Annotated in this window: 24 protein-coding genes; 13 read left to right on the top strand and 11 right to left on the bottom strand. The window is 73.3% G+C overall.

Translation table 11 applies throughout. The annotated features are described in order from the left end of the window. Positions 1-69 precede the first annotated feature (69 nt). Positions 70-555 carry an energy transducer TonB gene (locus Q392_RS31355; RefSeq protein WP_051953575.1) on the top strand — a complete coding sequence of 162 codons (486 nt, stop codon included), beginning with the start codon at positions 70-72 and terminating at the stop codon, positions 553-555. On the opposite strand, the gene trmB is transcribed toward Q392_RS31355, so the two are convergent. The 4 genes from trmB to Q392_RS16210 form a co-directional block, all read right to left on the bottom strand. Further along, positions 556-1,326 (bottom strand): tRNA (guanosine(46)-N7)-methyltransferase TrmB, encoded by a 771-nt coding sequence (gene trmB, locus Q392_RS16225; protein ID WP_038209941.1) that lies wholly within the window; start codon positions 1,324-1,326, stop codon positions 556-558. Continuing rightward, positions 1,284-2,192: a tRNA glutamyl-Q(34) synthetase GluQRS gene (gene gluQRS, locus Q392_RS16220; protein ID WP_038209939.1), complete on the bottom strand. Its 909-nt coding sequence runs from the start codon at positions 2,190-2,192 to the stop codon at positions 1,284-1,286. The genes trmB and gluQRS overlap by 43 nt, the downstream gene beginning before the upstream one ends. 81 nt (positions 2,193-2,273) lie before the next feature. After that, positions 2,274-3,326 carry an NAD(P)/FAD-dependent oxidoreductase gene (locus tag Q392_RS16215; RefSeq protein WP_038209936.1) on the bottom strand — a complete coding sequence of 351 codons (1,053 nt, stop codon included), beginning with the start codon at positions 3,324-3,326 and terminating at the stop codon, positions 2,274-2,276. A 35-nt stretch (positions 3,327-3,361) separates the two neighbouring features. Then, entirely contained in the window at positions 3,362-4,327 is a 966-nt protein-coding gene (locus Q392_RS16210) for a LysR family transcriptional regulator (RefSeq protein ID WP_038209934.1), read from the bottom strand. Positions 4,328-4,494: 167 nt separating this feature from the next. Here Q392_RS16210 and Q392_RS16205 point away from each other — a divergent pair, with 167 nt between their 5' ends. The 4 genes from Q392_RS16205 (at position 4,495) to Q392_RS16190 (ending at position 7,213) form a co-directional block, all read left to right on the top strand. After that, entirely contained in the window at positions 4,495-5,196 is a 702-nt protein-coding gene (locus Q392_RS16205; protein ID WP_038209929.1) for a pirin family protein, read from the top strand. Positions 5,197-5,286: 90 nt separating this feature from the next. Then, entirely contained in the window at positions 5,287-5,709 is a 423-nt protein-coding gene (locus tag Q392_RS16200; RefSeq protein WP_051953573.1) for a DoxX family protein, read from the top strand. Between the two features lie 10 nt (positions 5,710-5,719). Continuing rightward, positions 5,720-6,271: a flavodoxin family protein gene (locus tag Q392_RS16195; RefSeq protein ID WP_038209927.1), complete on the top strand. Its 552-nt coding sequence runs from the start codon at positions 5,720-5,722 to the stop codon at positions 6,269-6,271. Between the two features lie 51 nt (positions 6,272-6,322). Further along, the gene (locus tag Q392_RS16190; RefSeq protein ID WP_038209925.1) at positions 6,323-7,213 is read left to right on the top strand and encodes a pirin family protein; all 891 of its coding nucleotides are present in this window, start codon (positions 6,323-6,325) and stop codon (positions 7,211-7,213) included. Here the strand turns inward: Q392_RS16190 and Q392_RS16185 are convergent. From Q392_RS16185 to Q392_RS16170, 4 genes are all read right to left on the bottom strand, one after another. After that, positions 7,200-7,517 carry a DUF3325 domain-containing protein gene (locus Q392_RS16185; protein ID WP_038209922.1) on the bottom strand — a complete coding sequence of 106 codons (318 nt, stop codon included), beginning with the start codon at positions 7,515-7,517 and terminating at the stop codon, positions 7,200-7,202. The two genes, Q392_RS16190 and Q392_RS16185, sit on opposite strands and share 14 nt — an antisense overlap. Continuing rightward, positions 7,510-9,189 (bottom strand): PepSY-associated TM helix domain-containing protein, encoded by a 1,680-nt coding sequence (locus tag Q392_RS16180; protein WP_038209920.1) that lies wholly within the window; start codon positions 9,187-9,189, stop codon positions 7,510-7,512. Before Q392_RS16180 ends, Q392_RS16185 begins: the two co-directional genes overlap by 8 nt. Before the next feature lie 12 nt (positions 9,190-9,201). Then, the gene (locus Q392_RS16175) at positions 9,202-9,504 is read right to left on the bottom strand and encodes a hypothetical protein (protein WP_051953571.1); all 303 of its coding nucleotides are present in this window, start codon (positions 9,502-9,504) and stop codon (positions 9,202-9,204) included. 190 nt (positions 9,505-9,694) lie between these two features. Further along, positions 9,695-11,413: a DEAD/DEAH box helicase gene (locus Q392_RS16170; RefSeq protein WP_038209918.1), complete on the bottom strand. Its 1,719-nt coding sequence runs from the start codon at positions 11,411-11,413 to the stop codon at positions 9,695-9,697. Between the two features lie 326 nt (positions 11,414-11,739). Here Q392_RS16170 and ettA point away from each other — a divergent pair, with 326 nt between their 5' ends. Next, positions 11,740-13,401, top strand: a complete 1,662-nt coding sequence (gene ettA / locus Q392_RS16165; protein WP_038209915.1) for an energy-dependent translational throttle protein EttA — start codon at positions 11,740-11,742, stop codon at positions 13,399-13,401. Between the two features lie 36 nt (positions 13,402-13,437). On the opposite strand, the gene soxR is transcribed toward ettA, so the two are convergent. Further along, a complete protein-coding gene (soxR, locus tag Q392_RS16160) occupies positions 13,438-13,911 on the bottom strand; it encodes a redox-sensitive transcriptional activator SoxR (RefSeq protein ID WP_038210025.1) in 474 nt (157 codons plus the stop codon). 132 nt (positions 13,912-14,043) lie between these two features. Here soxR and Q392_RS16155 point away from each other — a divergent pair, with 132 nt between their 5' ends. From Q392_RS16155 to Q392_RS16140, 4 genes are read left to right on the top strand one after another with little or no spacing between them, the layout of a single operon-like run. Further along, complete coding sequence (locus Q392_RS16155; protein WP_038209914.1) at positions 14,044-15,219, top strand: efflux RND transporter periplasmic adaptor subunit; 1,176 nt, start codon at positions 14,044-14,046, stop codon at positions 15,217-15,219. Positions 15,220-15,229: 10 nt separating this feature from the next. Next, positions 15,230-18,403 (top strand): efflux RND transporter permease subunit, encoded by a 3,174-nt coding sequence (locus Q392_RS16150; RefSeq protein ID WP_051953569.1) that lies wholly within the window; start codon positions 15,230-15,232, stop codon positions 18,401-18,403. Beyond that, positions 18,396-19,877, top strand: a complete 1,482-nt coding sequence (locus Q392_RS16145) for an efflux transporter outer membrane subunit (RefSeq protein WP_038209912.1) — start codon at positions 18,396-18,398, stop codon at positions 19,875-19,877. The genes Q392_RS16150 and Q392_RS16145 overlap by 8 nt, the downstream gene beginning before the upstream one ends. Next, on the top strand, positions 19,874-21,076 hold the full coding sequence (locus Q392_RS16140; protein ID WP_051953566.1) for an MFS transporter: 1,203 nt from the start codon (positions 19,874-19,876) through the stop codon (positions 21,074-21,076). The genes Q392_RS16145 and Q392_RS16140 overlap by 4 nt, the downstream gene beginning before the upstream one ends. Here Q392_RS16140 and Q392_RS16135 read toward each other — a convergent pair. Beyond that, complete coding sequence (locus Q392_RS16135; RefSeq protein WP_038209908.1) at positions 21,068-22,471, bottom strand: TAXI family TRAP transporter solute-binding subunit; 1,404 nt, start codon at positions 22,469-22,471, stop codon at positions 21,068-21,070. The two genes, Q392_RS16140 and Q392_RS16135, sit on opposite strands and share 9 nt — an antisense overlap. Positions 22,472-22,473: 2 nt before the next feature. Beyond that, entirely contained in the window at positions 22,474-23,508 is a 1,035-nt protein-coding gene (locus Q392_RS16130) for a P1 family peptidase (RefSeq protein WP_038209906.1), read from the bottom strand. A 74-nt stretch (positions 23,509-23,582) separates the two neighbouring features. Between Q392_RS16130 and Q392_RS16125 the strand changes: the two genes are divergently transcribed. From Q392_RS16125 to Q392_RS16115, 3 genes are read left to right on the top strand one after another with little or no spacing between them, the layout of a single operon-like run. Then, complete coding sequence (locus Q392_RS16125; RefSeq protein WP_038209904.1) at positions 23,583-25,238, top strand: ABC1 kinase family protein; 1,656 nt, start codon at positions 23,583-23,585, stop codon at positions 25,236-25,238. A 31-nt stretch (positions 25,239-25,269) separates the two neighbouring features. After that, positions 25,270-26,559 carry an NAD(P)/FAD-dependent oxidoreductase gene (locus Q392_RS16120; RefSeq protein ID WP_038209903.1) on the top strand — a complete coding sequence of 430 codons (1,290 nt, stop codon included), beginning with the start codon at positions 25,270-25,272 and terminating at the stop codon, positions 26,557-26,559. 23 nt (positions 26,560-26,582) lie between these two features. Then, positions 26,583-26,870, top strand: coding sequence for an acylphosphatase (locus Q392_RS16115; RefSeq protein WP_038209901.1), 288 nt, complete (start codon positions 26,583-26,585; stop codon positions 26,868-26,870). The last annotated feature ends 2 nt before the right edge of the window (positions 26,871-26,872 follow it).

The raw sequence follows: 26,872 nt of genomic DNA, 5'->3' as shown, positions 1-26,872 counted from the left end.
TTTATTGACAATGGTTTCAGATTAGCAACATTTATGCCTCATGCCAACGAAAGACTGACAGGCGGTCGCGTGCATTGCGGTCTGCCGGGCCGATGGGCGGCCGTCGCGCTGCTGGCCCTGTGCGCCGGTGCCTGCACCCGCCAGGTGCCCCGCGTGCAGGACTCGGCCCCGGAGCCGGTGCCTGCGGTCGAGGCGCTGCCGCCGGGCCCGCCGGTGATGCACACGCCGGCTCCCCGGCCCGGTGCCCGGCCGGCGCCCGAGCCCCTGGACAGCGAGCCGGTGGAGGTGCCGCCCAGGCTGCTGGCGCGGGTCGATCCCCGCTACCCGGAGGAACTGCTGGACCAGGAGACCCGCGGCACGGTGCGGGTGCGCTTCACGGTCGACCGCTCCGGGCGGGTGCGTGATGCGCAGATCGTGTCCGCTTCGCATCCGGCCTTCGCGAAGGCCGTGCGCGAGGTGCTGCCGCGTTGGCGCTTCCAGCCCGCGCGGGGCGCGTCCGGCGCGGCGATCCCTGCGCGCGTGGAGGTGCCCGTGCGCTTCGAGCTGGTGGACTGATCAGGCTCGGCGGAACACCACGTCCCACACGCCGTGGCCGAGCCTCAGGCCGCGGTTCTCGAACTTGGTGAGCGGGCGGTAGTCCGGCTTGGGCGCGAAGCCGGCCGCGGTGTTGGCCAGCAGCGGCTCGGCCGAGAGCACCTCCAGCATCTGCTCGGCATAGGGCTGCCAGTCGGTCGCGCAGTGGATGTAGCCGCCGGTCGCCAGGTGCTCGGCCAGCTGGCGCACGAAGGGCGGCTGGACCAGGCGGCGCTTGTGGTGCCGCTTCTTGTGCCAGGGGTCGGGAAAGAAGATGTGCACGCCGGCCAGCGAGGCGGGCGGCACCATGTGCTGCAGCACCTCCACCGCGTCGTGCGCCACGATGCGGATGTTGCCCAGGCCCTGCTCGCCGGCGCGCTTGAGCAGGGCGCCGACGCCCGGCTCGTGCACCTCGCAGCACAGGAAGTCGTCCTGCGGCCGCACGGCGGCGATGTGGGCCGTGGCCTCGCCCATGCCGAAGCCGATCTCCAGCACGGTGGGCGCCTGGCGGCCGAAGGCGGCGGCAAAGTCGAGCGGCGCTTCGCGGTAGGGCAGCAGGTAGGTCGGGCCCCAGTCCGCATAGGCGCGGGCCTGGGCCTCGGTGGTGCGCCCGGCGCGCCGGACGAAGCTCTTGATGCGGCGGTGGGCGGGATGGTCGGGGTCGCCGGCGGGGAGGTCCTGCGGCTGCTGCTCTGGCGTGGGGTCGGCGATCACGGCGGCGGATTGTAGAGAGCGGCCCAGGGCGCGACCCATACGCGCAGCGCCTCGTCGGGCGTGTTCGCCGAGGGGCAGGGCGGCAGACCGAGTGCCGCCGCGGCGGACTGCAGGGCTGCCAGCGCGGCGGCCGGCGTGTGCGTCTCGATCGGCGCGGCGCCGTTCTGCTTGGAGAGCTTCTGCCCGTCGGCCGCCAGCACCAGCGGCGTGTGCAGGTAGCGCAGCACCGGCAGGCCCAGCGCGCGCTGCAGCAGGATCTGGCGCGGCGTGTTGTCGGCCAGGTCCTCGCCGCGCACCACGTCGGTCACGCCCTGGTCGGCGTCGTCCACCACCACGGCGAGCTGGTAGGCCCAGGGGCCATCGGCGCGGCGCAGCACGAAGTCGCCGACCTCGTGCATCACGTCCTGGCGCTGCGGGCCGAGGCGCCGGTCGTGCCACTGCACGTCCGATGCGCCGGCCATGCGCCAGGTGGCGAAGCGCCAGGAGCGCGCGGGCTTGCCGTGCAGGCCGCCGCGGCAGGTGCCGGGGTAGACGCGCTCGCCGTGCCGCCGGTGCGCGATGCCCTGCGCGGCCAGGGCGGCGTCGATGTCGCGCCGCGTGCAGCCGCAGGGGTAGGCCAGGCCGGCGCGCGTCAATCGCTGCAGGGCGTCGTCGTACAGCGCGGTGCGCGCGGTCTGCCGCACGGGCGGCGCGTCGGGCCGCAGGCCGCAGTCGGTGAGCTGGCCGAGGATGCGTTCCTCCATGCCGGCGATGCAGCGCTCGGTGTCGGCGTCCTCGATGCGCACCAGCCAGCGGCCACCGGCGGCGCGGGCATCCAGCCAGCTCGCCAGGGCGGCGACCAGCGAGCCGGCGTGCAGTGGGCCGGTGGGAGAGGGCGCGAAGCGGCCGGTGTATGTGGCCCCCACGCTCCCCGCTTCGCTGCCCCCCGAGGGGGCGCTCGCCGCCTTGGGGCGGCCCGGCGGCGGCTCGGGCGGCCTGCTCACGCGTCAGAGTGCGGCCAGCGCCAGCTCCAGCCCGGAGACGAAGGCGTCTTCCACCCGGTGGCCGATGCACCAGTCGCCCGCCACGCCGAGGCCGGCCTTCGCGTCCCACAGGTGCGAGCGGCCCAGCGGCGTCTCGGTCTTGGCCTCGGTCCACAGGCGCGCCTCGGCCAGCGTGGGCGTGGCGAGGATGCCGGTGATCTCGGCGAAGGCCCGCAGCAGCTTGGCCCGCACGCGCGCCGCGTCGTCGCGCAGGTGTTCGCGCGACCACTCGGCGCTGGCCTGCACCGTCCAGCGCTCGATGGCGCCGCGGCCGGGCTTGGAGGATTCGCGCGCCAGCCAGGCCACGCGGTGGTGGGTGGAGCGCGCGCAGTTCCACTGCGGACCCAGGTGCGGCAAGCCGGGCTGGCTGGCCTGCGCGAAGGCCAGGTGCAGCGACCAGCACGGCGCGATGCGCACGTCGGCCACATGCCGCGCCAGGCCCTCGGCCACCGGCGCCAACAGGAGGCGCGCGGCGGTCGGCGGCACCGCCAGCAGCACGGCGTCGAAGCCGGCCTGCACGGCGGTGTCGTCGGCCTCGCCCTGCGTGCGCAACTGCCAGCGGCCGGGCTGCAGCGAGTCGGCCTCGATGCGCACGACGGTGGTGCCCCGGTGCAGCGCCTCGCCCAGCGGCGCGGCCCAGTGGGCGGCCAGCGCGTCCATGCGCGGCACGGCGACCCAGTGCGGTTCCAGGCCCGGCAGCGCGGCCTCGACCAGCCGGCCGGCCGGGTCGAGCACGCGCACGGCGTTGGCGCTCCAGCGCCGGCAGGGAGCGCCGGTGGCGTCCAGCGCGCGGCGCAGGCGCTCGTCGCGCACGGTGAAGTACTGCGCGCCGCTGTCGAAGCTGCCGTAGGGAGATTCCCAGCCGGCCAGGCGGCCGCCGGGTCGCGCGTCGCGCTCGAACAGCGCGACCGCGTGGCCCGCCTGCACCAGCGTGCGCGCCGCCGTCAGGCCCGCGAGGCCCGCACCGACGATGGCGATGCGGCGGGGCGGCGGGGTGTGGCGGTCGGCGATGGGCATGGCGGCGGTGTGCGGTGAGGGGATGGCGCCCGACTCTAACCGCTCGGCCCGCGCCCGCGGTGCCGCATGAGCAGCGCCTCGCGGGTGGTCGGGTGCTCGAACTGCGCCAGCCACCACTTCAGCGCCAGCCCCGGCTGCGCGGCGCTGCGCACGCGCCAGGCGCAGTGCATGCGGCCCAGCGGCGCGGGGCGCTCGGTGGCGAGTTCCACCAGGTGCCCGGCCTCGACATAGGGCCGCGCCATCGGCTCGGGCAGGAAGCCGGCGCCCAGGCCGTGCAGTTGCGCGTGCAGCTTGGCCTGCAGCGTGGGCACGGTGAGCACGTCCTGCCCTTCCAGCAGGTTCACGCTCATGCCCTGGCGCTGGCGGGCCGAGTCGGCGGCGGCCACGGCGCGGTGCGCGCGCATCTGCGCCTCGGTGAGGGGCTGCGGCGCCCCGGCCAGCGGGTGGTGCGGCGCCACGGCGTAGACGAAGCGGATCTCGCCCAGCAGGCAGCTGCGGATGCCGCCGCCGGTGAAGGCCAGGCTCTGGGCGTCGAGCACGGCGCCGATGGCCAGGTCGGCCTCGCCGCTGGTCAGCGCCTCGATGGTGCCCAGCAGCGTTTCGTCGCGCAGCTTCAGGCGCGTAGGCGGGTTCAGCGCGTAGAAGGCGCCGACCAGGTCGTACAGCGGGTCGCGCGCGATCGCGCTGTCGATGGCGATGGTGAGCTGAGGCTCCCAGCCGGTGGCGATGCGGCGCACGCGGTTGGCCACGGCGTCGATCTCGGCCAGCAGCCGGCCGGCGTCGCGCAGCAACTCGGCGCCGGCCTCGGTCAGCCGCGCCTGGCGGGCGCTGCGGTCGAACAGCAGCACGTCCAGCGCGTCCTCGATCTGGCGCACGCGGTAGGTCAGGGCGCTGGGCACCACGCCCAGCGCGCGCGCGGCAGCGGCGAAGCTGCCGCGCTCGGCCACGGTCTGGAGCATCGCCAGGGCGTCGGGGGTGAGGACTTCGCGCGCGCCGGGCATGGGCGGATTGTCATTCAAATCGTTTGAATGGTGTCTTCAAGACGGCTGCCTCCCGGAACCGTGCGGCCGGCCTAAAGTACCTTCCATCGCGGTGCAGACCGGCACCGCCCACGAGAGGGCAAGGCATCCACGATGTGCCTGCTGCCCGCATTCGAAAGGGTTCAACGATGTTGCAAGTCCGCAGCTCCCAGGAACGTGGCTACGCCGATCACGGCTGGCTCAAGTCCTTCCACAGCTTCTCGTTCGCGGGGTACTACGACCCAGCCTTCATGGGCTGGGGCAACCTGCGCGTGATCAACGAGGACCGGGTGGCCGCCGGCGCCGGCTTCGGCACCCACGGCCACCGCGACATGGAGATCATCAGCTACGTGCTCGACGGCGCGCTGGCGCACAAGGACAGCATGGGCAACGTGGAGTCGATCCCGCCCGGCGAGGTGCAGCGCATGAGCGCCGGCCGCGGCGTGATGCACAGCGAGTTCAACCACGAGGCCGACAAGACCACGCACTTCCTGCAGATCTGGATCGAGCCGAACGTGCGCGGCATCACGCCGGGCTACGAGCAGAAGAAGGTCGACGCGGCCGACAAGCGCGGCCGGCTGGCGCTGGTGGCGGCGCCGGAAGGCGAGGGCGCGGCGGTGAGCATCCATGCCGACGCCCGGATGTACGCGGGCCTGTTCGACGGCGGCGAGGCGGCCGAGCTGGCGCTGGACCCGCACCGCAAGGCCTACGTGCACGTGGTGCGCGGCGAGGTGCAGGTCAACGGCCGGCAGCTCGGCGGCGGCGATGCGGCGATGATCGCGGACGAATCGCGCCTGGCGCTGTCGCACGGCAAGGACGCCGAAGTCCTCGTCTTCGACCTGGCGCCGTAAAGTGCCGGTGCCGCGGCCTCGCAGAACGGGCCGCGGCTTTCCTTTCCCTCTTTTCACACGTTTGTCTTTTTCAACGCAAGGAGCCCTTCCATGGCCATCACCCAGACCTCTTCCACCACGCCCACCCAGGACGGCCTCGCGCTGCTCGGGCGCATCTTCCTGGCCGCGCTGTTCATTCCGGCCGGCTTCAGCAAGATCGCGGGCTTCGCCGGCACGGCGGGCTACATCGCCTCGGTGGGGCTGCCGATGCCGCAGGTGGGCGCGGCGATCGCCATCGTGGTCGAGCTGGGTCTGGGCATCCTGCTGCTGGTGGGCTTCAAGACGCGGCTGGCCGCGCTGCTGATCGCGCTGTTCACGCTGGCCGCGGCGCTGTTCTTCCACAACTACTGGTCGATGCCGGCCGACAAGGTGATGATCAACCAGCTCATGTTCTGGAAGAACATCGCCATCGCCGGCGGCCTGCTCGCCTTCACCGCCTTCGGCCCCGGCCGCTTCAGTGTGGACAGGAAGTGAGGCGCGCGCGATGAGCGGCATCGTCATCGTCTACCACTCTGGCTACGGCCACACCCAGCGCGTGGCGCAGGCGGTGGCCGAGGGCGCGCAGGCCGAGCTGATCGCCATCGACGCCGACGGCAACCTGCCGGGCGGCGGCTGGGAGGTGCTCGCCGCGGCCAGCGCCATCGTGTTCGGGTCGCCCACCTACATGGGCGGGCCGAGCTGGCAGTTCAAGAGGTTCGCCGACGCGTCCTCCAAGGTCTGGTTCGCCCAGGGCTGGAAGGACAAGCTCTTCGCCGGCTTCACCAACAGCGCGACCATGAACGGCGACAAGTTCGCCACGCTGACCTACCTGTGGCAGCTGGCCATGCAGCACAGCGGCCTGTGGATCAGCCTGGGGATCAAGCCGACCAACGACAAGGCGGCCACGCGGCACGCGCCCAACTACGTGGGCGGCTACGGCGGCCTGCTGACCACCTCGCCCTCGGACGCCAGCGCGGCCGAGGTGCCGCAGGGCGACCTGGACACGGCGCGCGCCTTCGGCGAGCGCATCGCGCAGGTCGTCGCGGCGCGCGGCTGAGGCGGCGCCCGCCTTTCCCACCGGCATCCGGACAAAGACAAGGAGCACCCCATGACCGAACCCCTGCAATTGCTCAAGCCGCACGACAAGGACCTGGGCGGCGGCTTCCTCGTGCGCCGGCTGCTGCCCGCCGCGCAGCAGCGCTCGGTCGGGCCCTTCGTCTTCTTCGACCACATGGGCCCGGTCACCGAGCATCCAGAGGACCGGCACGACGTGCGCCCGCACCCGCACATCGGCCTGGCGACGGTGACCTACCTGTTCGAGGGCGCGATGATGCACCGCGACAGCCTGGGCTCGGCGCAGGAGATCCTGCCCGGCGCCATCAACTGGATGACCGCGGGCCGCGGCATCGTGCACTCGGAGCGCAAGCCCGAGCGCCTGAAGGGCGGCACCTTCGTCAACCACGGCCTGCAGCTGTGGGTGGCGCTGCCGCGGGAGCACGAGGAGGCGGAGCCGAGCTTCGTGCACACCGCCGCCGAGGCGATCCCCGCGCTGACGGAGCAGGGCGCGGCCGTGCGCGTGCTGGTGGGCGAGGCCTTCGGCGCGACGTCGCCCGTGGCCACGCTCAGCGAGACGCTGTACCTGGACATCCGGCTGCCGGCGGGCGGGCGCTTCGAGCTGCCTCCGCTGGCGCCCGAGCGCGCCGTCTACCCGGTCGACGGCGACGTGCGGATCGACGGCGATGCCGTCGCGCAGCACGCGATGGCGGTGCTGCCCGAAGGCCGCGCCGTGGTGATCGAGGCCGACGCGGCGGTCCGGCTGGTGGTCATCGGCGGCGCGCCGCTGGACGGGCCGCGCTTCATGGCGTGGAACTTCGTCTCCAGCCGCCGCGAGCGCATCGTCGAGGCCGGCGCGGACTGGGCCGCGCAGCGCATGGGCCAGGTGCCCGGCGAGACGGAATTCATCCCGCTGCCGGACCTCCCCGCCTTCAAGGCCGGCTGACGACCCAGGCCAGTGCCCGCAGCCAGCGCGGCCGCCAGGTGAGCACGAGGCCTACGGCGAGCGCGGCGCCGGCCAGGGCCATGACCCACACGAGCACCGCCATCGAGGCGTGATCCACGCGCAGGCACAGCGCCAGGCCCGCCGCCAGGTCGAGGCTGCCCAGCGCGCGCAGCCGCAGCACGGCCGCCCGCGTGGGCGCGTCCGGCCGCACCTGCGTCCAGTGCGTCTCCATCGCCAGCGCCAGCCAGCCCATGCCGGCCACGCAGGCCGCCAGCGCCGCGGCCAGCAGCGCCGCCTCACGCATGTGCCGCCTCCGCGCGAGGGGCCGGCCGGACGCCCGCGGCCGTGCGACGGCCGAGCCGGCGCGCGGCCCCCGCCGCCAGCCCGGCGCAGGCCAGCAGGAACAGGTCCACGCCAGCCACCGGCCAGTAGGTGTCGATGAAGACCGTCCTGGCGAGGTGGTCGCCGGTGGTCAGCCAGTTCAGCAGGACGGCGGCCACGGCCATCGCCGCGACGGCCCAGCACTGCTCGCGCCACGCCGGGTTGGGCCGCCCCTGCGCCACCGGAGCGCTGCGCGCGAAGCCGTGCGCCATCGCCAGCGCCCAGCCGGCCCAGAACAGGTACTGCTCCAGGTCGCCGCGCGGTGGCCAGCCGGCCGGCAGCGATTCCGGCAGGAGGCGGTTGGCGATCAGGATCGTCAGCGCGGCCAGCAGCATGCCGGTCACCGTGGTCACCGCCAGCGCATCGACCACGCGGCTCCCCTGGCTGCCGGCGGCGGCGTGCTGCTTCTTGCGCTTCTCGACGAAGAAGATGAAGCCGGTGGCGATGCACACGCAGCCCAGCAGCCCGCCCAGCACGTACAGCCAGCGCAGCAGCCAGTGGCGGAAGTGCTGCAGGTGCAGCCCGGTCAGGAAGGTGTTGACGCTGTCCACCGCCGTGCGCGGCGGGTCCTCGCGCAGCAGTTCGCCGGTGCTGGCCTTGAAGTGGATGCCGTCGCCCACCAGCGCGATCCGGTCGGTGCCCGCGCGGTACACGCTGACGTAGCCGTTGGCGTCGCCGACGTGGCTCACGGTGAGCAGGCCCACCTCGCCGGCCATGCCCCTGGCGGCCCAGCGGCGCTGCGCCTCGGCGGCCATGGCGTCCACCGAGGCCAGCGGCGCGGCGACGCCGGCGCGGTCGTGCGGCAGGCCGGTCTCCTCGGCCTCCAGCTTCTCGTGCAGCTCATGCAGCGGGTTCAGCTGCGTGTGCGTCACCGGGAAGTAGATGCCCGCGAAGATCACCAGCCCGGTGAAGGCGAAGAAGAAGTGGAAGGGCAGCGCCAGCACGCCCGTCATGTTGTGCAGGTCCAGCACGCTGCGCTGCGTCGACTTCTTGGGCCGGAAGGTGAAGAACTCGCGGAAGATCCTGCGGTGCATCACCACGCCGCTGACCAGCGCCACCAGCATCGTCAGCCCGGCGAGGCCCACGATCCAGTAGCCCAGGTCCTTCCAGCTCAGGTTCAGGCTGTAGTGCAGCGGATAGAAGAACTGGCTGCCGATCTTGAGCCGGTCGTCGGGCAGCGCGGCGCCGGTGCGCGGGTCGATGGTGCGGTTGCCGCGGGCCGCGTCGTCGGGGTCCTTGGCGTTGGGCACCTCGTAGCTGGTGAACAGCGACAGCACCGGATCGCGGTGGGTGGTGTAGGCGCCCCAGCTGCGCACGGTGTCGAAGCGCGCGGGCAGCGGTCCGTCGACCCGGTCGCGCAGGTAGTCCAGGCTTTCCTTGCTGGGCTGCATGTCCTGGAAGATGGGCTGCAGCAGCCTGTCGAACGAGGGCATGGGCTGCGCGGCATGGCGAGAGGCGGGAATGGCCCAGCGGTCGATCTCGCGGTCGAACACCGACAGCGAGCCGAAGAAGAAGCAGGCCATCAGCACGAAGCCCAGCACCAGGCCGAACCAGGTGTGCACCCAGGCCATCGCCTGGCGGAAGTTGGAGAACATGGCGTGCGTCCTTCAGAGCAGGGTCCGCTGCACCAGCGAGGCCGCGCCGGCCATCAGCGCGCCGCCGCCGGCCAGCACCAGCCACACGCGCGCCAAGCGGCGGGCCGCGAAGGCCCACAGGAAGGTTGCCAGGTACAGCAGCATGCCCAGGATGCTGCCCAGGTGCTCGGCGTCGTGGAAGGGCATCCCCAGCGCGAACAGGCCGCTGGTGGCCAGGGCGATGAAGCCCCAGCAGAAGGCATAGCCGCCCAGCACGGCGGCGGCGACGCGCAGCGCGGCGTGCAGGCGGGGGCGGGAGGCAAGGCTGGCGGTCATGCGGGATCGGAAAGCCGGATGGAATCGGGCCGCGGCGCTTCGGCGGGCGGCGGAAGCGCCGCATTGTGCAGGAGCATGTCCGTCCCCGATGTTGTCAGGGCCTCGCACGGGTGCGCGGCCGCGGAAAAGAGAAAGGCCATGCCCTCGCGGGCATGGCCTTCCTTCCTGCTCCTGCCGGGTGCAGGGCGGGTCAGTAGCCGCGGCGGCCGCCGCCGCCGAAATTGCCACCACCGCCACCGCCACCGCCGCGGCGCTTGTTGCCGCCGTAGCCGCCGCCACCACCACCACCGCCGCCGCCGGTGCGCCGGTTGCGGCTGAAGGCGGCATCGACGCTGGTGCGCAGCGGGTCGGGCTGGCCGGCGCCGCCGCCGAGGGATTCGGCACGGCGGTGCGCCACCTGGTCGGCGTGCGAAGGACTGGTGGTGTTGCCGTAGTGCTTGGGCTGGCGCTCGACGCGCTCCTCGTAGAGCGCGTGCGGCTGGGCCGGGTTGGGGTTGTGGTGGCGCTTGGGGGCGTGCTGGCGCGGCTGCTGCGCGCCGTCGCGCTGCTGGCCGCGGCCGCCGCCGGCATTGCCGTTGCCGTTGCCGCCGCCCGGCTTCTTCGGGCCGCGTCCGCCTTCCTGGCCCTTGTTCTCGCGGATGCGCTGCATCATCTCCTGGCGCGCGGCCTTGGCGGCGGCGGCCATCACCTCGCGGCTGGGCGGGCGGCCGGCACCGCCCCACAGCGTCTGGCGGCCCATGGCGATGGGCTCGGCCCGCTCGCCCTCGTCGGGGCCGAAGCCCTCGATCACCTGCACGGGGATCTGCTGCTTGGTGAAGCGCTCGATCTCCTGCATGAAGCCTTCCTCGTCCAGGCACACCAGGCTCACGGCCTGGCCTTCCTTGCCGGCGCGGCCGGTGCGGCCGATGCGGTGGACGTAGTCCTCGGGCACGTTGGGGATCTCGTAGTTCACCACGTGCGGCAGGTCGTCGATGTCGATGCCGCGGGCGGCGATGTCGGTGGCCACCAGGGCGCGGATCTCGCCCGTCTTGAAGCCGCCCAGCGCCTGGGTGCGCGCGCTCTGGCTCTTGTTGCCGTGCAGCGCCATGGCCGTGACGCCGTTCTTGTTGAGGAAGTCGGCCACATGGTTGGCGCCGAACTTGGTGCGGGTGAAGACCAGCACCTGGCTCCAGTCGTGCTGCTGGATGATGTGCGCCAGCAACTGCTTCTTCTTGGCGCGGCCCACCGGGTGCACCACCTGCGTGATGCGCTGCACGGTGGTATTGCGCGGCGTGACCTGGATGCTCTGCGGGTTGCGCAGCAGGCCGTTGGCCAGGTCGCGGATCTCGTCGCTGAAGGTGGCGGAGAACAGCAGGCTCTGCTTGTCGTCGGGCAGCAGGGCCAGGATCTTCTTCACGTCGTGGATGAAGCCCATGTCCAGCATGCGGTCGGCCTCGTCCAGGACGAGGATCTCGACGGTGGACAGGTCCAGGTGCCCCTGCTGCTGCAGGTCGAGCAGGCGGCCCGGGGTGGCCACCAGGATGTCCACGCCCCGCTTGATGCGGTCGATCTGCGGATTCATGCCCACGCCGCCGAAGATGACGGTGGAGGTGAGGGGCAGGTTCTTGCCGTAGGTGCGCACGGACTCCTCGACCTGTGCGGCCAGTTCGCGCGTGGGCGTCAGCACCAGGGCGGCGATGCCGTCCTTGCCGAACTTGTTGGTCCTTCCCTGGCCCTTGGAGAGCTTGTGCAGCATCGGCAGGGTGAAGGCGGCGGTCTTGCCGGTACCGGTCTGGGCGCCGGCGAGGAGGTCGCGGCCCTCGAGCACGGCGGGGATCGCCTGGGCCTGGATGGGGGTGGGGGTTTCGTAGCCTTGCTCGCGCACGGCCTCGAGGATGGCCGGGGCCAGCTTCAGTTCGTCGAAGTTCATTGAATCGAAAGAGCGCCTGACACGGCGCGGTGTTTCAGTGGCGTGACCGCCCGCCGCGGGCCGCCTTGAAGGGGGCGGCCGGGCCAGTCGAGGGCATGTCGAGTTGGGGGGTGGGAGCCTGCGAGGCGGGTGCCTCGTCGTCCCCGGCAGGAAGCCGTGTCGCGGATAACTGTGTCCGGCAACGGCGCCATTGTCGCACGACTCGGCAGGGGCACGCTGCGCCGGCCTGCCTCACGGGGGATAATCCACGTTTTGCGCCGCCCGGCACCCGGGCCCTTCGCCGCGCACACCCACCCCCAAGCATTCGCAGGTAAGCAAGCACCGCCATGGCCCAGTACGTCTACACCATGAACCACGTCTCCAAGACCGTGCCGCCCAAGCGGCAGATCTTGAAGGACATCTCCCTCTCCTTCTTCCCCGGCGCCAAGATCGGCGTGCTCGGCCTCAACGGCTCGGGCAAGTCCTCGCTGCTGAAGATCATGGCCGGCGTGGACAAGGAGATCGAGGGCGAGGCGATGCCGATGCCCGGCCTGTCGATCGGCTACCTGGAGCAGGAGCCCAAGCTCGACCCCGAGCACACGGTGCGCGAGGCCATCGACGAGGCGATGAAGGAGGTCAACGACGCCAAGAAGCGGCTGGACGAGATCTACGCCGCCTACGCCGAGCCCGACGCCGACTTCGACGCCCTGGCCGCAGAGCAGGGCCAGCTCGAGGCGGTGATCGCCGCCGCCGGCACCGACTCCGAGCACCAGATCGAGATCGCCGCCGACGCGCTGCGCCTGCCGCCCTGGGACGCCAAGATCGGCCAGCTCTCGGGCGGCGAGAAGCGCCGCGTGGCGCTGTGCACGCTGCTGCTGTCCAAGCCCGACATGCTGCTTCTGGACGAGCCGACCAACCACCTGGACGCCGAATCGGTGGAGTGGCTGGAAATCTTCCTGCAGCGCTTCACCGGCACCGTGGTGGCCATCACCCACGACCGCTACTTCCTCGACAACGCGGCCGAGTGGATCCTCGAGCTGGACCGCGGCCGCGGCATTCCCTACAAGGGCAACTACAGCGAGTGGCTGCTGCAGAAGCAGAACCGCCTGGAGGCCGAGCAGAAGGGCGAGGAAGCCCACGCCAAGGCCCTGAAGAAGGAACTGGAGTGGGTGCGCCAGAACGCCAAGGGCCGCCAGGCCAAGAGCAAGGCGCGCATCCAGCGCTTCGAGGAGCTGAGCGACTACGAATACCAGAAGCGCAACGAGACGCAGGAGATCTTCATCCCCGTGGCCGACCGTCTGGGCAGCCAGGTGATCGAGTTCAAGAACGTCAGCAAGAGCTTCGGCGACCGGGTGCTGATCGACAACCTGAGCTTCAACATCCCGGCCGGTGCCATCGTCGGCATCATCGGGCCCAACGGGGCGGGCAAGTCCACGCTGTTCAAGCTGATCGCAGGGCGCGAGCAGCCCGACTCGGGCGAGGTGGTGATCGGCCAGACGGTGAAGATGGCCTACGTCGACCAGTCGCGCGACGCGCTGGCCAACGACAAGACCGTGTGGGAGGACATCTCGGGCGGCCTGGACATCATCAACGTCGGCAAGTTCCAGATGGCCAGCCGCGCCTATGCCGGCCGCTTCAACTTCAACGGCCAGGACCAGCAGAAGAAGGTGGGCAACCTCTCCGGCGGCGAGCGCGGCCGCCTGCACCTGGCCAAGACGCTGATCCAGGGCGGCAACGTGCTGCTGCTGGACGAACCCTCGAACGACCTGGACGTGGAGACCCTGCGCGCGCTGGAAGACGCGCTGCTGGAATACGCGGGCACCGTGCTGGTCATCAGCCACGACCGCTGGTTCCTCGACCGCATCGCCACCCACATCCTGGCGGCCGAGGGCGACTCGCAGTGGGTCTTCTTCGACGGCAACTACCAGGAGTACGAGGCCGACAAGAAGAAGCGCCTGGGCGAGGAGGGCGCGGCGCCCAAGCGCGTGCGCTTCAAGGCGCTGAAGTGATCGGCGGCGGGTGCGGAGATTGCTCCGCACCCGCCTTCATTCGGCGCCGTCCAGCGGCGGATCGCCGAGCCAGCGGCGCGGCCCCGCGCCGCGCAGGCCCGCCTGGTCGCCCACGTTGGAGAGCAGGCAGCGCTTCATCGACAGGCATCCGCAGCCGATGCACTCCTGCAGCCCCATGTTCAGGGCCTGCAGCTCGGCGATCCGCGCCTCGATCCGCTTCTTCCACTGGCTGGACAGGCGCTGCCAGTCCCGGCCCGTGGGCACGTGGTCCTTGGGCAGGTGGGCCAGTTCGGCCGCCACCTCGTCCAGCGTGAGGCCGACCTTCTGCGCGAACACGATGAAGGCCACGCGGCGCAGGACCGAGCGCGGATAGCGGCGGTGCCCCGACTCGCCGCGCACCGATGTGATCAGGCCGCGCGACTCGTAGAAGCGAAGCGCAGACGCGGCGATGCCGCTGCGCTGCGCGATGCGTCCGATCGTGAGCAGCGGGTCCGGCTGGGAAGAGGACATGGCGGCCACCTCTTGACTTCAAGTTAACTTGAACTTTGATCATAGCGATTTCGACGGCGACCCGGGGTGACCGGGAGCGCCGTCGCGGCGGCCTTCGGGGCGCCGTCCTCCTGGCCTGAAGAAGGAAATCCTATGGTTCAACGCAATCGACCCCGTCCCGCCGTGCGCGGCGCGGGAGCCCTGGCCGCCGCGGCGGCCCTCGCGGCGCTGCTGGCGGGCTGCCAGCCCGCCGCCGGCACCGCACCTGCCGCGTCGCCGCCCGAGGTCACCGTGTCGCCGGTGCTGGCGCGCAGCGTCAGGCCCTGGGACGAGTTCAACGGCCGGATCGTGGCGGTGCACAGCGTGGAGGTGCGGCCCCGCGTGAGCGGCGCGATCGAGCGGGTCGCCTTCGTGGACGGGCAGGAGGTGCGCCGCGGCGACCTGCTGTTCGTGATCGACCCGCGGCCGTACCGCGCGGCGCTGGCGAGCGCGCAGGCCGGGCTGGAACGCGCGCGCGCCGCTGCCTCGCTGGCGCAGCTGCAGGCGCAGCGCGCACAGACGCTGGCCGCCGGCCAGGCCATCTCGCAGGAAGAGCACGACACGCGCAGCGCCGGCCTGGCGCAGAGCCGGGCGGACGTGCGCGCCGCGGAGGCGGCGGTGGCGCAGGCACGGCTGGCGCTGGAGTTCACCGAGGTGCGCTCGCCTATCGCGGGCCGCGCCGGGCGGGCGCTGCTGACGGCGGGCAACCTCGCGCAGGCCGACCAGAGCCTGCTCGCGACCGTGGTGTCGCAGGACCCGGTGCAGGTGCACTTCGATGCCGACGAGCAAAGCTACCTGCGCTACCTCTGCGCGGCGCGCCGGGGCGAGCGCGCCGTGCAGGTGGGGCTGGCGGACGAGGCCGGCTTCCCGCACACCGGCCGGCTGGACTTCATGGACAACCGCGTGGACCCGGCCACCGGCACCATCCGCGCGCGGGCCGTGCTCGCCAACCCGGCGCATCGCTTCACGCCGGGCCTGTTCGCCCGGGTCCGGCTGGAAGGCGGCGGTGAGGCCGAGGCGATGCTGGTCGACGAGCAGGCGGTGCTGACCGACCAGGACCGCAAGTACGTCTACGTCGTGGGCGACGACGGGAAGGCCGTGCGCAAGGACGTGACGCTGGGCCGCAGGGTGGGCGCCCTGCGCGTGGTGCAGTCCGGCCTGGACGGGCGCGAGCGCGTGGTGGTCGACGGCATGCAGAAGATCTTCTATCCCGGCATGCCGGTGCAGGCGCGGGAGCGGTCGCCGCAGGAAAAAGAAGACGCGCGCGTGGTCCGGGCCCCGGCACGCTGAAGGAGGCGCCGTGGACCTCTCCAAGTTCTTCATCGACCGGCCGATCTTCGCGGTCGTGCTGTCCGTCGTCATCTTCGCGCTGGGGCTGATCGTCATCCCCGCGCTGCCTTCGGGCGAATACCCCGAGGTCGTGCCGCCCAGTGTGGTGGTGCGCACCACCTACCCGGGCGCCAACCCCAAGGAGATCGCCGAGTCGGTCGCCATCCCGCTGGAGGAGGCGGTCAACGGGGTGGAGGGCATCATGTACATGAAGTCGGTGGCCGGCTCGGACGGCAGCCTCGCGCTCACCGTCACCTTCAAGCCCGGCATCGACCCGGACACCGCCGCGGTGCGCGTGCAGAACCGGGTGAGCCAGGCTCAGGCGCGCCTGCCGGCGGAGGTGCGCCAGTACGGCATCACCACGCAGAAGCAGTCGCCCACGCCGCTGATGTACGTGAGCTTCTATTCGCCGGACCAGCGCTACGACGCGCTGTACCTGCGCAACCACCTCAGCCTGCGCGTCAAGGACGAGCTGTCGCGCCTGGACGGCGTGGGCGACGTGGGCGTCTACGGCGCGGGCGAGTACGCCATGCGCGTCTGGCTCGACCCGGGCCGGCTGGCCGCGCGCGGCCTCACCGCGGCCGACGTGGTGCGGGCGGTGCGCGAGCAGAACGTGCAGGTGTCCGCCGGCCAATTGGGCGCGGAGCCCGCGCCGCGCGACAACCCGATGCTGCTGTCCATCAACGTGCAGGGCCGCCTGCACAGCGAGGCGGAGTTCGGCGACATCGTGGTCAAGCACGGCGAGGCGGGCCAGCTGGTGCGGCTGGCCGACGTGGCGCGCGTCGAGCTCGGCTCGGGCGACTACTCGCTGCGCGCGCTGTACGACGGCATGCCGCAGGCCACCATCGGCATCTTCCTGTCGCCCGGCGCCAACGCGCTCGCCGTGGCCGAGGCGGTGTATGCCCGGCTGGAGGCGCTGTCGCAGGCCTTCCCGGAGGGCATGGCCTACCGCGCCGTGTGGGACCCGACCGTGTTCGTGCGCGCCTCCATCCAGGCGGTGCAGAAGACGCTGCTGGAGGCGGTGGTGCTCGTGGTGCTGGTGGTGGTGCTGTTCCTGCAGACCTGGCGCGCCTCGGTCATTCCGCTGGTGGCCGTGCCGGTGTCCATCGTCGGCACCTTCGCGGGGCTGTACCTGCTGGGCTACTCGATCAACACCCTGACGCTGTTCGGCCTGGTGCTGGCCATCGGCATCGTGGTGGACGACGCGATCGTGGTGGTCGAGAACGTGGAGCGCTACATCGAGCAGGGCTTCTCGCCGCGCGAGGCGGCGCACCGGGCCATGCGCGAGGTCTCGGGGCCCATCGTCGCCATCGCCCTGGTGCTGTGCGCCGTGTTCGTGCCCATGGCCTTCCTGAGCGGGGTCACGGGGCAGTTCTACAAGCAGTTCGCGGTCACCATCGCCATCTCCACGGTGATCTCGGCGGTCAACTCGCTGACCCTGTCGCCCGCGCTGGCGGCGCGGCTGCTGCGCCCGCACGGCGCGCCGAAGGACGCGCTCACGCGCGGCATCGACCGCTGCTTCGGCCGCCTGTTCGGCGCCTTCAACCGCTTCTTCCTGCGCGGCGCGCACCGCTACGAAGGCACCGTGTCGCGCACGCTGGGCCGGCGCGGGCTGGTGTTCCTGGTCTACGCGCTGCTGCTGGCCGCCACGGCCGTGTTGTTCCGGGCGGTGCCCGAGGGCTTCATCCCCACGCAGGACAAGCTGTACCTCTTCGCCGGCGCCAAGCTGCCGGAGGGCGCCTCGCTCGCCCGCACCGAGGCCGTGACGCGCCAGCTCAACGACATCGCGCACCAGGTGGAGGGCGTCGAAAGCGTGACGGCCTTCGCCGGGCTCAATGCGCTGCAGCAGGTGAACACGCCCAACGTCACCAACTCGTACATCGGCCTCAAGCCCTTCGGCGAGCGCACGCGCAGCGCGCAGCAGATCGCCGCGGAGCTGGGCGAGCGCTTCGCCGCCGTGCAGGGCGGCTTCGCCTACGCGCTGATGCCGCCGCCCATCGAGGGCCTGGGCAACGGCTCGGGCTACTCGCTGTACCTGCAGGACCGCGCGGGGCTGGGCTTCGGCGCGCTGCAGAACGCGCTGGCTGCCTTCCAGGCCGAGGTGGCGAAGACGCCGGGCATGGGCTATCCAGTCAGCGCCTACCAGTCCAACATCCCGCAACTGGAGGTCCGGCTCGACCGGGCGAAGGCCAAGGCCCAGGGCGTGGCGCTGACCGACGTGTTCGAGGCGCTGCAGGCCAACCTGGGCTCGGTGTACGCGAACGACTTCAACCTGTTCGGCCGCGTCTACCGCGTGATGGTGCAGGCCGACAGCGCGCACCGCCAGCAGGTGGCCGACATCGGCCGGCTGCAGGTGCGCAATGCGGCGGGCGAGATGGTGCCGCTGGGCGCGCTGGCCACCGTCGTGCCCACCTTCGGGCCGGACCCGGTGGTGCGCTACAACGGCTACCCGGCCGCCGACGTGATCGGCGACGCCGACCCCCGCGTGCTGTCCTCCGGCCAGGTGATCGCCCGGCTGCAGGAGATCGCCGGGCGGGTGCTGCCGCGCGGCATCGCGCTCGAATGGACCGACCTGAGCTACCAGCAGGTCACGCAGAGCCGCGCGGCGCTGGCCGTGTTCCCGGTGGCGGTGATCCTGGCCTTCCTGGTGCTGGCCGCGCTGTACGAGAGCTGGACCCTGCCGCTGGCGGTGGTGCTGATCGTGCCCGTGTGCATGTGCGCGGGCCTGCTGGGCGTGTGGCTCAGCGGCGGCGACAACAACGTCTTCGTGCAGGTGGGCCTGGTGGTGCTGATGGGGCTGGCCTGCAAGAACGCGATCCTGATCATCGAGTTCGCGCGCGAGATGGAGATGCGCGGCATGGACACCGTGCAGGCCGCGCTGCAGGCCTGCCGCCTGCGCCTGCGGCCCATCGTCATGACCTCGGTGGCCTTCATCGCCGGCGCGGTGCCGCTGCTGCTGGGCGCCGGCGCCGGCAGCGAGATCCGGCTGGCGACGGGCGTGACCGTGGTCGGCGGCATGCTCGGCGTCACGGTGTTCGGCCTGTTCCTCACGCCCGTGTTCTACGTGGCGCTGCGCCGGCTCGCGGGCACGCGGCTGGCCGCGCCCGGCGCCGGTGCGGCGGGAGAGGAGGCGACGCATGCGTGAAGCCGTTGCAAGCCTGTGCCGCCGCCTGTGCGCGATGGCGGCCGCCGCCGCGCTGGCCGGTTGCGCGGTCGGCCCGGACCACCGGACGCCGCCGCCGCCCGCCGCGCTGCCGGATCGTTTCGCGCGGGACGCGCTGCCGTCCGCGAACGACGCGCCCGCCGACGCCGCGTTCTGGCGCGCCTTCCGCGACGACCGGCTCGATGCCCTGGTGGCCCGCGCGCTGGACGCCAACCAGGACCTGCGGCTGGCGCTGGCACGCTACGAGCGTGCGCTGGCCATGGGCCGCGAGGCCGGCTTCGACCGGCTGCCTACCGTCACCGCGCAGGGCAGTGCGCGGCATGCCCGGCTGTCCGAGGCCGAGGCCCAGGGCCGGCCGCGCTCCGTCGGGAGCGTCGGCGTGGCGATCCAGGCCGGCTGGGAGATCGACCTGGCCGGCCGGGTGCGCCGGCACATCGAGGCCAGCCGCGCCGATGCCGAGGCGGCCGGCGCCGATGCGCAGGCCCTGCGCATGGCGATCGTCGGCGAGGTGGCGGGTACCTACGCGCAGTTGCGCGGCCTGCAGGCGCGCCTGCGCGTGGCGCGCGAGAACGCGCAGGCCCAGCAGGAGACGCTGCGGCTGGTGCAGGCGCGGCTGGCGGGCGGGCGCGGCACCGCCTTCGACGAAGCCCGGGCGCGCATGCTGCTCGAAGGTACGTCCTCGCGCGTGCCGGCGCTGGCCGCGCAGATCGCTGTCGCCCAGCACCGCCTGGCGGTGCTGACCGGCCTGCCGCCGGGCGCGCTGATCGACGAACTGGATGCGCCCGGCCCGCTGTTCGCGCTGCCGCCGCGCCCGGACGCGGGCACGCCCGCCGCGCTGCTGCGCCGGCGTCCCGACGTGCGCGCGGCCGAGGCGCGTCTGCACGCCGCCACCGCGCGCGTGGGCGTGGCCAGCGCCGATCTCTTCCCCCGCGTCACGCTCGGGGCCGTGCTGGGCAGCGTCGCCGGCGGCGGCAGCGGCCTGTGGCGCAGCGCCAGCGAGTCGAACAGCGCCGTGCTGGGCATCGACTGGTCCTTCCTCGACGTGGGCCGGGTGCGCGCGCGCATCGAGGCCAGCCAGGCCGATGCCGCCGCGGCGCTGGCCGATTACCAGCGCGCGGTGCTGGCGGCGCTGGAGTCCGCGGAGAACGCGCTGGCGCGCTACGACCGCACGCGCGAGGAGGACGCCTTCCTGGCGCGCGCGGCGCTGGACAGCGAGGCCGCGCTGCGGCTGGCGCGCGTGCGGCTGGACGCCGGCAGCATCGGCCTGCTGGAGGTGCTGGACGCCCAGCGCGCGCAGTTGGCCGCACAGGATGCGTGGGCCGACAGCCGCACGCGCGCCGCGCAGGCGGCCGTGGCGCTGCACCAGGCGCTGGCCGGCGGATGGCCGAATGCGCCGGGCCGTGATGGCGCCGGCCCGGCCCGGGCGAACGCGCTCGCCAGCGCGCAGACGCGATGAACACGCGAGCGTCCACCCTGCGCGCCGTCCCGCAGGCCGAAGCCCGCTTCGACCGCGCCGTCGTCGTGCTGGTGATCCTGGCGGGCGTGGTGTCGGCGCTGCACGTGGGCAAGGCGCCGATCGCCATGAACGGCGTGGCGCGCGACTTCGGCCTGGGCCCGGCGGACCTGGGCGGCATGCTGTCGGTCTTCGCCGTCGTCGGCCTGCTGGGCAGCATGGCGGCGGGCCTGCTGGCGATGCGCTGCGGCGACCGGCGCGTGCTGGTCGCGGGCCTGTGCATCCTCGGGCTGGCCAGCCTGGCGGGCGGTGCGGCGCCCGCCTATGGCTGGCTCCTGGCGAGCCGGGTGGTGGAGGGCCTGGGCTTCGTGCTGGTGATGGTCGCGGCGCCGGCGGCGCTGAACCGTCTGACGCCGCCGGCGCGCCGAAGCGTGGTCTTCGGCTTCTGGAGCACCTTCATGGGCATCGGCATCGCGCTGTCGATGCTGCTGGGGCCGATGCTCGGCGGCTGGCGCATGCTGTGGCGGCTCGACGCGGCGCTCGCGCTGCTGATGGCGCTGTGGCTTGCATGGCGGCTGCCCGCACCGCCCGTGGCGGCGGACGCGCGGCCGGATGCGTGGCAGGGCGCGCGCGCCGTGCTGCGCTGCTGGCCGCCGCTGCGGCTGGCGCTGGCCTTCGCCGCCTACAACCTGCAGTTCTTCGCGCTGATGGCCTTCCTGCCGGCCTTCCTGGGGCAGCGCGCCGGCCTGTCGGAAGGGCAGGCCGGGTTAGCGAGCGCCTTCGTCGTGGTGGCCAACATCCTCGGCAACGTGGCGGCGGGCGCGCTGCTGCAGCGCGGCGTGCCTGCCGGGCGGCTGATGGCCGCGGCCTGCACCCTCACGGGCGCGCTGGGCCTGGCCGTCTTCCTGCCCGCCATGCCGGCGCCGGCGGTGATTCCGCTGTGCACGCTGTTCTCCGCGCTGGCCGGGGTGCTGCCGGCCGTCCTGCTGGCCAGCGCGCCGGGCGCGGCGCCCGCGCCGGAACTCGCGCCGATGAGCCTGGGCCTGCTGATGCAGGGCAACTACCTGGGGCAGGTGCTGGCGCCCGCGCTCGCCGGCCTGCTGCTGTCGGCCGTGGGCTGGCCCGCCGTCGGCGTGCAGATCGCCGTGGGCGCGCTGCTGGGCGTGGTGCTTGCCGGTGCGCCCGGCACCCGTTCACGGTGACGGCGATGGTGCGGGTCCCGTGCCCGCCGCTGCCGGGCGCTTCGCCAGCAGCCGCTTGCGCACCGCGTGGATGTTGTTGCGCAGCATGTAGAGCTCCTGCGCGTACGAGAGCGGCACCGTCACCTTGTTGGCGACGCGGTCCAGCTCGTCCAGTTCGTCCAGCAGCTCGTTGCGCTCGCCGGTGCCGGCGTCCACCTTGGCCTCGATCTCGCGCAGCCGCGCGTACCAGCGGAACACGCGCCGCCGCACGCGGAAGGTGTACAGCGGCGGCACGATGCGCGACAGCGGCAGCAGCAGCACGACCAGGCCGCCGAGCACCAGCCACATGCGCTCGACCAGGTTGCTGGCCCAGAAGGGCAGGAAGCGCTGCCAGAAGGGCGGCGTGCCGTTGATGGCGCGGTCGCCCTCGGGGCTGACGGGCAGCTCGCTGGTGCGGGTGTTGGGGAAGTCGCGCGCGCCGTTGAACCAGCCGGCGCCGCTGTGGATGCCCTGCGCCGCCTGCGCGAAGAGCTGGCGCAGGGCGGGGTGCGTGTCCTCGCGCGTGAGCAGCGAAGTGGTGGCGGCCAGCATGGCCACGTCGTGCGGCGGCACGTCGGCCGCCAGGTCGACCACGCCGCGCGGCAGGTCCACCGCCGAGAAGAAGGGGAAGATGCGCGTGTACGCCTCGGCCTGGCCCAGGTCGGCCAGCGCGACGCCCGGCGTGCGCAGCAGCCGCTGCACCAGCGGCGACTGCGGCGCCGAGGCGAGCACCACCACGTCGAGCAGGCCGGCTTCCAGCGCCTCGGTGGCGGGTGCCTGCTCGAGCTGCGACAGCCGCATCTGCGGCGGGTCGAGCCGGTTGGCGCGCAGCATCCGTTCGAACACCTCCGGCACGCCGCTGCCGGGGGTGCCCACGTTCACCCGCAGGTCCTTCAACTGCGCCAGCGAGGTGATGGCGGGCGCGCTGCGCCGCGCCGGCCGTGCGGACCGCGCGGGCGTCGGCTCGGGCAGCGCCTCCTGCCGGTAGAAGATCCACAGCGGCTCGTAGAACAGGGCGCCCAGCGAGGTCAGCCCCGCCTCCTCGTCGGCCACCGGGTCGGCCGCGCCGCCGCGCACGAAGCCCACGTCGGCCTGCCCCTCGCGCAGCAGGCGCAGGTTGTCCAGCGAGCCGCTGGTGGCCTGCTCGACCACCGTGATGCCGTTGGCGCGCAGGGCAGTGGCGTAGCGCCGGCCGAATTCGGCGTACGCGCTGCCGGCCGGGCCGGTGGCCAGCCGCACCGTCTTCGGCGGCTGCGGCTCCAGGTAGACGTAGGCGGCGATCAGCACGCCGATGACGATGAAGACCACCGGCCCGGCCGACGCGATCAGGTCGCGCACCGCCAGCACCGCGAGCTTGACGAAGCGGGGCACGCGCATGCTCAGCCCCGCGCGTCCAGGTCCGCCATGGCGGGGAAGTGCATCCCGCCCACGCGCACGCCCTGCGCCGCGCGCACCGCGCGCACGGTGGCGCGGGCGACCGCCTCGGCCGCCATGACGGACAGCACCGTCATGCCCGGACCGTCGTCGGCCAGCGGCACGCGGCCGGTGGCCAGCGCGAACAGCGTGTCGCCGTCGCTCATGGTGTGCACCGGGTTGATGGCGCGCGCCAGGCCGTCGTGCGCCACGCTGGCCAGGCGGTTGGCCTGCACCTTGGTGATCCGAGCGTCGGTGGCGACCACGCCGATGGTGGTGTTGGTGCCCGCCAGCAGCGGCCGCGGCAGTTCGCCGCGCAGCAGGCTGCGGCGCGTGTCGCGCAGGGCGCGGCCGTCGTCGGTGCGCGCGCCGGCCAGCACGGCGCCGGTGTCGGGGTCGATCACGTCGCCCAGCGCATTGACGGCGATCAGCGCGCCGACCGTGAGGCCGCCGACCTTCACCGAGGCGGTGCCGATGCCGCCCTTCATCGCGTGCTGCGCGCCGAAGAGCTTGCCCACCAGCGCGCCGGCGCCGGCGCCCACGTTGCCTTCGGCCGGCGCCTGCGTGCCGGCGGCGGCGCAGGCGGCGTGGCCGGCCGCGGCGTCGGGGCGGATGCGCGCATCGCCTGAATGGGAGAGCGGCAGATCGAACAGCACGGCGGCGGGCACGATGGGCAGCGTGCCGAAGCGCACGTCCAGGCCCACGCCGTGCTCCTCCAGCCAGCGCACGGCGCCGTCGGCCGCGGCCAGGCCCCAGGCGCTGCCGCCGGCCAGCACGATGGCATGCACCTGCTGCACCAGGTTGCCGGGCGCGAGCAGGTCGGTCTCGCGCGTGCCGGGCGCGGCGCCGCGCACGTCCACGCCGGCCACCGCGCCCTCGCGGGCGATGACGACAGTGCAGCCGGTGGGCCGGCGGGTGTCGGTGAAATGGCCGACCTCCAGGCCGGCGACGTCGGTGATGGCGCCCTCGAAGGGCAGGGGAGCGAGTGGCGATCGGGGCATCGGCCGGCATGATAGGCCCGGCCTGCGCCGCTATCCTTGTCCGTTCGTTACCTCTGCCTTCCTCCGGAATCCCCATGCTCCAGACCGCCATGGTCGCCGTGCGCGATCGCCAGCGCCTGCAGGAAATCGTCGGCGTGCTGCTGCGGCACGGGCTGGGCGACGTGGCCCGGCGCCTGCGCCTGGCCGGCTGGCTGCCGGCCGGCGGCGGCGACGATGCCCTCAGCGCGGAGGTGCGCGAGGCGAGTACCGCGCAGCGCCTGCGCATGGCGCTGGAGCAACTGGGGCCGACCTTCGTCAAGCTGGGCCAGATGCTGGCCACCCGTGCCGACCTGCTGCCGCCGGAGTGGACGCGCGAGCTGGAGCGCCTGCATGCCGCCGCCGCGCCTGTCCCCTGGGAGGAGATCGGCCCGCGCCTGGAGGCGGACCTGGGCGGGCCGGTGGACGGCATCTTCCCCGGCTTCGCGCACGAGCCGATCGCGGCCGCGTCGATGGCCCAGGTGTACCGCGCACAGCTGCCGGACGGCCGCGCCATCGCGCTGAAGGTGCGCCGGCCCGGCCTGCGCCGCCGCATCGATGCCGACCTGCGGCTGCTGGGCCAGCTCGTCGCGCTGGCGGCGGAGCACTGGCCGGCGCTCACGCGCTACCGCCCGCGCGAGGTGCTGGCCGAACTGCACGCGGCGCTGCGCGAGGAGATGGACCTGACGCAGGAGGCGCGCAACACCGAGGCCGTGGCCGCCGAGCTGGCCGGGCGCGGGGACGTGTGCATCCCCCGCATCCATTGGGCCTACACGACCGAGCGCGTGCTGGCGATGGATTTCGTCGAGGGCGTGACGCCAGGCGATTCCGCGCAGCTCGCGGCGCAGGGGCTGGACGGCCCGCGCGTGGCCCGGCGCGGTGCGCAGGCCTTCCTGCAGATGGTGCTGGACGGCGGCGTCTTCCATGCCGATCCGCATCCGGGCAACCTCTTCGCGCTGCCGGGCGATCGCGTGGCCTTCATCGACTTCGGCATGGTCGGTCGCCTGTCGCCGCGGCGGCGCGAGCAGCTGCTGTCGCTGCTGGCCGCCATCGTCGGCGGCGACGCGGATGCGCTGGTCGGCGTGATGCTCGATCTTTCCGAGGGCGGCGCGCCGGACGTCGCCGCGCTCGCGGCCGGCGCCGAGCGCTTCGTCGCCCGGCACGGCGGCGGCGTGCACGACCTGGTGCAGGCGATCGACGACTTCATGGCCATCGTGCGCGGCGCGAGCCTGTACCTGCCGGCCGACCTGGCGCTGCTGTTCAAGGCGCTGGCGACGGCCGACGGCATGCTCAGGCGGCTCGACCCGGCGCTCGATCTCGTCGCCACCGTGGCGCCGATGGTGCGCAGCGCCATGGCTGCGCGCTATTCGGCGGGTGCCGTCGGCGCGCGCGGCAGGGCCGCGGCCGCGCAGCTCTACGACATGGCCGACGACCTGCCGCAGGTGCTGCGGCTCGTGCTGCATCACCTCAAGCAAGGCCGGGTGCATGCCGAGGTGGAGGTGCGGCACTTCGACCGCATCGCCGATGCACTGGAGCGTGCGGCCACCCGGCTGGCCATCGCCATCGTGGCCGCCGCCTTCGTGCTCGGCCTGGCGCCGCGGGTGCTGGGCTGGGGGCCGACGTGGGGCGGCATTCCCGTCTTCGGGCTGCTCGGCCTGGCGCTCACGGTGGCTGCGCTCATCGTGCTGCTGTGGACTTTCAGGCACCGCCGATGAAGCCCGGCGCGGCCGTGCCTACCATCCCTGCATGAGCACGACGGCATCGGGCGGCGGACAGCGCCACGTGGTGGTGATCGGCGCCGGCGCGGTGGGCTGCGCCAGCGCCATCGAGGCGCTGCGGCGCGGGCTGCAGGTCACGCTGCTGGAGCCCGGCGAGCCGGGCGGCGAACAGGCGAGCAGCTTCGGCAACGCCGGCTGGTTCTCCTCGCATTCGGTGGTGCCGCCGGCGCTGCCCGGCGCCTGGCGCAAGGTGCCCGGCTGGCTGGCCGATCCGCTCGGCCCGCTGGCGGTGCGCTGGGGCCACCTGCCGCGCGCGCTGCCGTGGCTGCTGCGCTACCTCGCCTCGGGCTGGACCGAGGCGCGCGTGCAGCGCATCGCCGAGGCGCTGCGCACCCTGCTCGCGGACGCGCCTGCGCTGCACAGCGAGCTGGCGCGGGAGGCCGGCGTGCCCGAGCTGGTCGAGCAGCGCGGCCTGCTGCACGTGTACCGCTCGCGCGCCGAATTCGAGGGCGATGCGCTGGCCTGGCGCGTGCGGGCCCGCTGCGGCGTGCAGTGGGAGGAATGGGCCGAGCCCGAACTGCGGGCGCATGAACCCGACCTCGACGCGCGCTACACGCTCGGCATCTTCGTGCCCGAGGCCGGCCACTGCCGCCAGCCGGGCGCCTACGTGGCCGCGCTGGCGCGCCATGCCGAGCGCATGGGCGCACGGCGCCGCGCAGCCCGCGCGACCGGCCTGCGCATCGAGGGCGGCCGTCTGCGCGCCGTGCTGACGGATGCGGGCGAGCTGCCGGCCGACGCTGCCGTCATCAGCGCCGGCGCGCGTTCGGGGGACTTGGCGGCGCAGGCGGGCACGCCGGTGCCGCTCGAATCGGAGCGCGGCTACCACGTCGTGCTGCCGGGCGTGACGGCGCCCGGCCCGCGCACGCCGATGATGGCCGCCGACGGCAAGCTGATCGTGCACGCGATGCGCGACGGCCTGCGCGCCGCCGGCCAAGTGGAAATCGCCGGCCTGGCGGCGGCGCCCGACTGGCGGCGCGCCGAGATCCTGCGCCGGCACCTGGCCTCGATGTTCCCGGCGCTCGATGTCCCGCCCGCGCAGGTGACGACGTGGCTGGGCCACCGCCCCAGCCTGCCCGACGGGCTGCCCTGCATCGGCCTGGCGCGCGGCAGCGACGACGTGGTGCTCGCCTTCGGCCATGGCCACGTGGGCCTGGGCGGCTCGGCGCGCACCGGACGGTGGGTGGCGCGGCTGCTGGCCGAGCGCCGCGCCTGGCCCGAGCTGGCGCCCTTCGATCCTCGGCGCTTCGGGCGCGGCTGACGTGCAACGAACAGGAGCCTTCCATGCCGGACCTCCGCCAGCATCTCGTCATCCACGGCCGCGTGCAGGGCGTGGGCTATCGCTGGGCCATGGTGCAGCAGGCCGAGGCGCTGGGCCTGCGTGGCTGGGTGCGCAACCGGCGCGACGGCACGGTCGAGGCGGTGGCTGCCGGCGATGCGGCGGCCGTGCAGGCGCTGGCCGGCTGGGCGCGGCAGGGGCCGCCGGCCGCGCAGGTCACGCGTGTCGAGGTGGGCGAAGCGGCGGATGATGGGGAACTGCCTCCCGCCTTCGAGCAGCGCCCGACGGCCTGACC

It is taken from the genome of Xenophilus azovorans DSM 13620 (genome assembly GCF_000745855.1).
GTDB classification, from domain to species: Bacteria; Pseudomonadota; Gammaproteobacteria; order Burkholderiales; family Burkholderiaceae_C; genus Xenophilus; species Xenophilus azovorans.
This window is presented reverse-complemented; position numbering and strand designations above follow the sequence as displayed.

Excerpts from the sequence above, each read along its gene's own strand:
- Q392_RS16125 (WP_038209904.1), top strand. The coding sequence starts at position 23,583 with ATGCTCCAGACCGCCATGGTCGCCGTGCGCGATCGCCAGCGCCTGCAG.
- Q392_RS16145 (WP_038209912.1), top strand. The coding sequence starts at position 18,396 with ATGCGTGAAGCCGTTGCAAGCCTGTGCCGCCGCCTGTGCGCGATGGCG.
- ettA (WP_038209915.1), top strand. The coding sequence starts at position 11,740 with ATGGCCCAGTACGTCTACACCATGAACCACGTCTCCAAGACCGTGCCG.
- Q392_RS16135 (WP_038209908.1), bottom strand. The coding sequence starts at position 22,471 with ATGCGCGTGCCCCGCTTCGTCAAGCTCGCGGTGCTGGCGGTGCGCGAC.
- Q392_RS16215 (WP_038209936.1), bottom strand. The coding sequence starts at position 3,326 with ATGCCCATCGCCGACCGCCACACCCCGCCGCCCCGCCGCATCGCCATC.
- Q392_RS16190 (WP_038209925.1), top strand. The coding sequence starts at position 6,323 with ATGACCGAACCCCTGCAATTGCTCAAGCCGCACGACAAGGACCTGGGC.
- Q392_RS16140 (WP_051953566.1), top strand. The coding sequence starts at position 19,874 with ATGAACACGCGAGCGTCCACCCTGCGCGCCGTCCCGCAGGCCGAAGCC.
- Q392_RS16195 (WP_038209927.1), top strand. The coding sequence starts at position 5,720 with ATGAGCGGCATCGTCATCGTCTACCACTCTGGCTACGGCCACACCCAG.
- Q392_RS16170 (WP_038209918.1), bottom strand. The coding sequence starts at position 11,413 with ATGAACTTCGACGAACTGAAGCTGGCCCCGGCCATCCTCGAGGCCGTG.
- Q392_RS16175 (WP_051953571.1), bottom strand. The coding sequence starts at position 9,504 with ATGACCGCCAGCCTTGCCTCCCGCCCCCGCCTGCACGCCGCGCTGCGC.
- Q392_RS16210 (WP_038209934.1), bottom strand. The coding sequence starts at position 4,327 with ATGCCCGGCGCGCGCGAAGTCCTCACCCCCGACGCCCTGGCGATGCTC.
- trmB (WP_038209941.1), bottom strand. The coding sequence starts at position 1,326 with ATGGGTCGCGCCCTGGGCCGCTCTCTACAATCCGCCGCCGTGATCGCC.
- Q392_RS16205 (WP_038209929.1), top strand. The coding sequence starts at position 4,495 with ATGTTGCAAGTCCGCAGCTCCCAGGAACGTGGCTACGCCGATCACGGC.
- Q392_RS16120 (WP_038209903.1), top strand. The coding sequence starts at position 25,270 with ATGAGCACGACGGCATCGGGCGGCGGACAGCGCCACGTGGTGGTGATC.
- soxR (WP_038210025.1), bottom strand. The coding sequence starts at position 13,911 with ATGTCCTCTTCCCAGCCGGACCCGCTGCTCACGATCGGACGCATCGCG.
- Q392_RS16185 (WP_038209922.1), bottom strand. The coding sequence starts at position 7,517 with ATGCGTGAGGCGGCGCTGCTGGCCGCGGCGCTGGCGGCCTGCGTGGCC.
- Q392_RS16155 (WP_038209914.1), top strand. The coding sequence starts at position 14,044 with ATGGTTCAACGCAATCGACCCCGTCCCGCCGTGCGCGGCGCGGGAGCC.
- Q392_RS16130 (WP_038209906.1), bottom strand. The coding sequence starts at position 23,508 with ATGCCCCGATCGCCACTCGCTCCCCTGCCCTTCGAGGGCGCCATCACC.
- Q392_RS16180 (WP_038209920.1), bottom strand. The coding sequence starts at position 9,189 with ATGTTCTCCAACTTCCGCCAGGCGATGGCCTGGGTGCACACCTGGTTC.
- Q392_RS16200 (WP_051953573.1), top strand. The coding sequence starts at position 5,287 with ATGGCCATCACCCAGACCTCTTCCACCACGCCCACCCAGGACGGCCTC.
- Q392_RS16115 (WP_038209901.1), top strand. The coding sequence starts at position 26,583 with ATGCCGGACCTCCGCCAGCATCTCGTCATCCACGGCCGCGTGCAGGGC.